Origin of the sequence: Mesorhizobium sp. M0152, from assembly GCF_040322415.1 — a bacterium.
Lineage (GTDB): Bacteria > Pseudomonadota > Alphaproteobacteria > Rhizobiales > Rhizobiaceae > Mesorhizobium.
Genome location: NZ_JAMYTH010000101.1, coordinates 1 through 2,845, shown reverse-complemented (window position 1 = coordinate 2,845; position 2,845 = coordinate 1). Strand labels below are relative to the sequence as shown.

General features: G+C 65.3%; 4 protein-coding genes. All 4 read right to left on the bottom strand.

Translation table 11 applies throughout. From position 1 onward, the window contains the following. Positions 1–72 precede the first annotated feature (72 nt). A complete protein-coding gene (locus tag NKJ26_RS33225) occupies positions 73–306 on the bottom strand; it encodes a hypothetical protein (RefSeq protein ID WP_352700062.1) in 234 nt (77 codons plus the stop codon). 2 nt (positions 307–308) lie between these two features. Next, a complete protein-coding gene (gene tnpC / locus NKJ26_RS33220) occupies positions 309–1,985 on the bottom strand; it encodes an IS66 family transposase (RefSeq protein WP_352700060.1) in 1,677 nt (558 codons plus the stop codon). A gap of 66 nt (positions 1,986–2,051) precedes the next feature. Continuing rightward, complete coding sequence (tnpB, locus tag NKJ26_RS33215; RefSeq protein ID WP_192244588.1) at positions 2,052–2,399, bottom strand: IS66 family insertion sequence element accessory protein TnpB; 348 nt, start codon at positions 2,397–2,399, stop codon at positions 2,052–2,054. After that, complete coding sequence (gene tnpA, locus NKJ26_RS33210; protein WP_286438114.1) at positions 2,396–2,749, bottom strand: IS66-like element accessory protein TnpA; 354 nt, start codon at positions 2,747–2,749, stop codon at positions 2,396–2,398. Before tnpA ends, tnpB begins: the two co-directional genes overlap by 4 nt. Between the last annotated feature and the right edge of the window lie 96 nt (positions 2,750–2,845).

Here is a 2,845-nt window from a genome sequence, read left to right as displayed (position 1 = left end):
GTACCCATCCGGTGAAGACCGCAGACGTGCGTATCCGGCGGCCATGAGCACCTGAGCACCGCGGTGCTGGAGTCAGGCTTTCGATGGGGAGACGCGATGATATTCTTCGAGGAGGAGTTTCACCTCCTCGATGCCTTCGTCGGTGAAGGCCAAGATCCCGTCGTCATCGTTGGCGCCGTAGACCCAGATGACGCCGTCCTCGGGCTCGAGACCGAGGGTCAGGTCCTGGATGAGCGCATCGCTGACGCCGAGGTCCCTGGCGACACGATCGACGGTGTAGACGTGATGCACCTTATTGCGCTGCATGATCAGGCCGCCGCTGGTTGGGTCCGCAATTTTGCGAATCTCCAATTCCACGGCAGCAAATCATCGATCCGATGGGCCGGATAGGCGGGCAGGCGGGCGAGGACGTCGGCGAGCCAGGCCTGCGGGTCGATATCGTTCATCTTGGCGCTGACGATCAGGCTGTAGAGAACGGCCGCGCGCTGTCCGCCGCGATCGGAACCGCAGAACAGCCAGGACTTTCTTCCGAGAGCGATGCCGCGCAGGGCTCGCTCGGCTGCATTGTTGGATAGGCAGATCCGCCCATCGTCGAGGAACCGGGTGAAGGATGACCAGCGGCGCAGCATGTAGTTGAAGGCCTTGGTCAGGTCGTGCCCGCGCGAGAGCTTGTCGCGCGTCTTGATCATCCAGCGCTCGAGCTCGGTGACCAGCGGCGCGCTCCGCTCTTGGCGCACGGCGTGGCGTTGGCCTGGCGACAGCCCGTTGATCGCGCGCTCTATATCGAAGAGGGCATCGATGCGCTTCACGGCTTCGACCGCCAGCGGATAGACCAGGTTGGGCTTCTCGCCGTGCGCCTTCTTGCGCGCCGCCGCTTCGACATCGGCCAGCTCGAACACTTTGCGCCGGCTGTGGGCCCAGCAGCTGGCCTCCAGAATAGGCGCCGGCTGACGGGCCGCCGCATAGAGATCGCCATAACCGCCATAGGCATCGGCCTGCAGAATGCCGCTCCAGCCGGCGAGATGCGCCGCGGGATGTTCGCCTCGGCGATCGCGGGAATAATAGAACACCGCCGCCGGCGGATCGACACCGCCGAATGGTCGGTCATCACGCACATAGGTCCATAATCGGCCGGTATCGGTCTTGCCCTTGGCCAGGACCGGCACCGTCGTATCGTCGCCGTGCAGACGTGACGCGGCCAGCACATGGGCTTCGAGTCGCTTGAACAGCGGCATCAGCGCCGCGGCGCCGGCGCCGACCTGGTCGGCGAGCGTCGACAGGCTGAACGGCACGCCTTCGCGGGCATAGCGTTCAGCCTGGCGGTTGAGCGGCTGATGCTGGCCGAACTTCTCGAACAGGATCATCGCTAGCAGGCCGGGACCGGCCCAGCCGCGTGGGGTGGCGTGGAACGGCGCCGGAGCCTGGCTGATCGCTTCGCAGTCGCGGCAGGTGAACTTCTCCCGCACGTGCTGGATCACTTTCCATTGCCGCGGCACCACCTCCAGGGTCTCGGTGATATCCTCACCCAGCCTGCGCAGCCGATGGCCGCCGCAGCAATGGCAAGCGGTCGGCGCCGGCTCGACCACGCGTTCGCGCGGCAGATGCTCGGGAAATGGCTGGCGCGCCGGTCGCTTGCGCATGTAAGGCGCCACCTCGGTGGTCCGGGCCGCGGCCTGTTCGGCGGCGATCTCGTCTTCCGTTGCGGTGCTCTCGAGTTCCTCGAAGGTGAGTTCCATCTGGTCGTGCAGGCGGGCTGAGCGTTCAGAACTCTGACCATGCAGCGCCCGCTGCAGCTTCCGGATCGTCAGATGCTGATGCGCGATCAGCGCCGCATCATCCGATGCCTTGGCCCTGGCGACCGCCAGTTCGGCCTCGACCAGCGCAGCGCGCGCGGCCTCGTCTTCGGCTCTGGCCAGCGCCGCGGTCAGCGCTGCTCTCAGCGCGCCAATATCGTCCGGAACAGCATCCTGGGCGGTGGCAACCATGCCCTGGAGTGAATCATAAAACGCGTCCGCTGACTCGCGGAAAATGGCGCAAACTCAAAGAAAAACTCAGCCCGCGCGCTGCGGTCGGAACGTGTGGCGCGGGTTGCGCCAATCGATCCCGTCGAGCATGTACGCCAACTGAGAAGGCGAAATGGAAACCGTGCCGTCCGCCGGCGACGGCCACAGAAACCGGCCCTTCTCGAGTCGTTTTGCATACAGCGACATGCCGAGCCCATCATGCCAGATAATCTTGATCAGATTGCCGCTGCGGCCGCGGAAGACATAAAGATCGCCGGCATGCGGATCCCGGCCCAACGTCTCCTGAACCTGCAGAGCGAGGCCTTGCATTCCGCGACGCATATCGGTCCGGCCGACCGCCAACCAGATCCGCACCTGGCTCGGAACCGGGATCATGAAACGCCCAGCGCCTTCACCATCGCCGCCGCCAGTGTCGGCGGTGTAGTCAACGGAATCCGCAGCCGCACCTTGCCGGCGATCTCCAGCTCGATCACCGCTGGTGGCGCCGCCGGCACCGAAGCGGCGACAGGCTCATCGGGAACCACGACAACTTCGGCAAAGCCCGTCTCGCGGGCTCTCATCGTGCGGCGCCACTTGTAGATCAGGCTGGTCGCGACATCGTACTGGCGCGCTACCGCCGCCACTGTGGCCCCGGGCGCGAATGCCGCGGCCAGTATCCGGCACTGATCTTCTTCACTCCAACGACGCCGACGCTCCGGCCCGGTCAATAACGTCACATGGCTCATGCTGTGCTGCCAACTACGCTCGTAAGGACGACCTTATGAGCGCAGCCTCGCTACCGTGCCATGCTCGCGCAAGGCGGCCCTCGCCGGAGGCGTACG

What these genes read in the sequence shown, in the direction of transcription:
- tnpC (WP_352700060.1), bottom strand. Translation starts at nt 1,985, where the DNA reads ATGGTTGCCACCGCCCAGGATGCTGTTCCGGACGATATTGGCGCGCTG.
- tnpA (WP_286438114.1), bottom strand. Translation starts at nt 2,749, where the DNA reads ATGAGCCATGTGACGTTATTGACCGGGCCGGAGCGTCGGCGTCGTTGG.
- tnpB (WP_192244588.1), bottom strand. Translation starts at nt 2,399, where the DNA reads ATGATCCCGGTTCCGAGCCAGGTGCGGATCTGGTTGGCGGTCGGCCGG.
- NKJ26_RS33225 (WP_352700062.1), bottom strand. Translation starts at nt 306, where the DNA reads ATGCAGCGCAATAAGGTGCATCACGTCTACACCGTCGATCGTGTCGCC.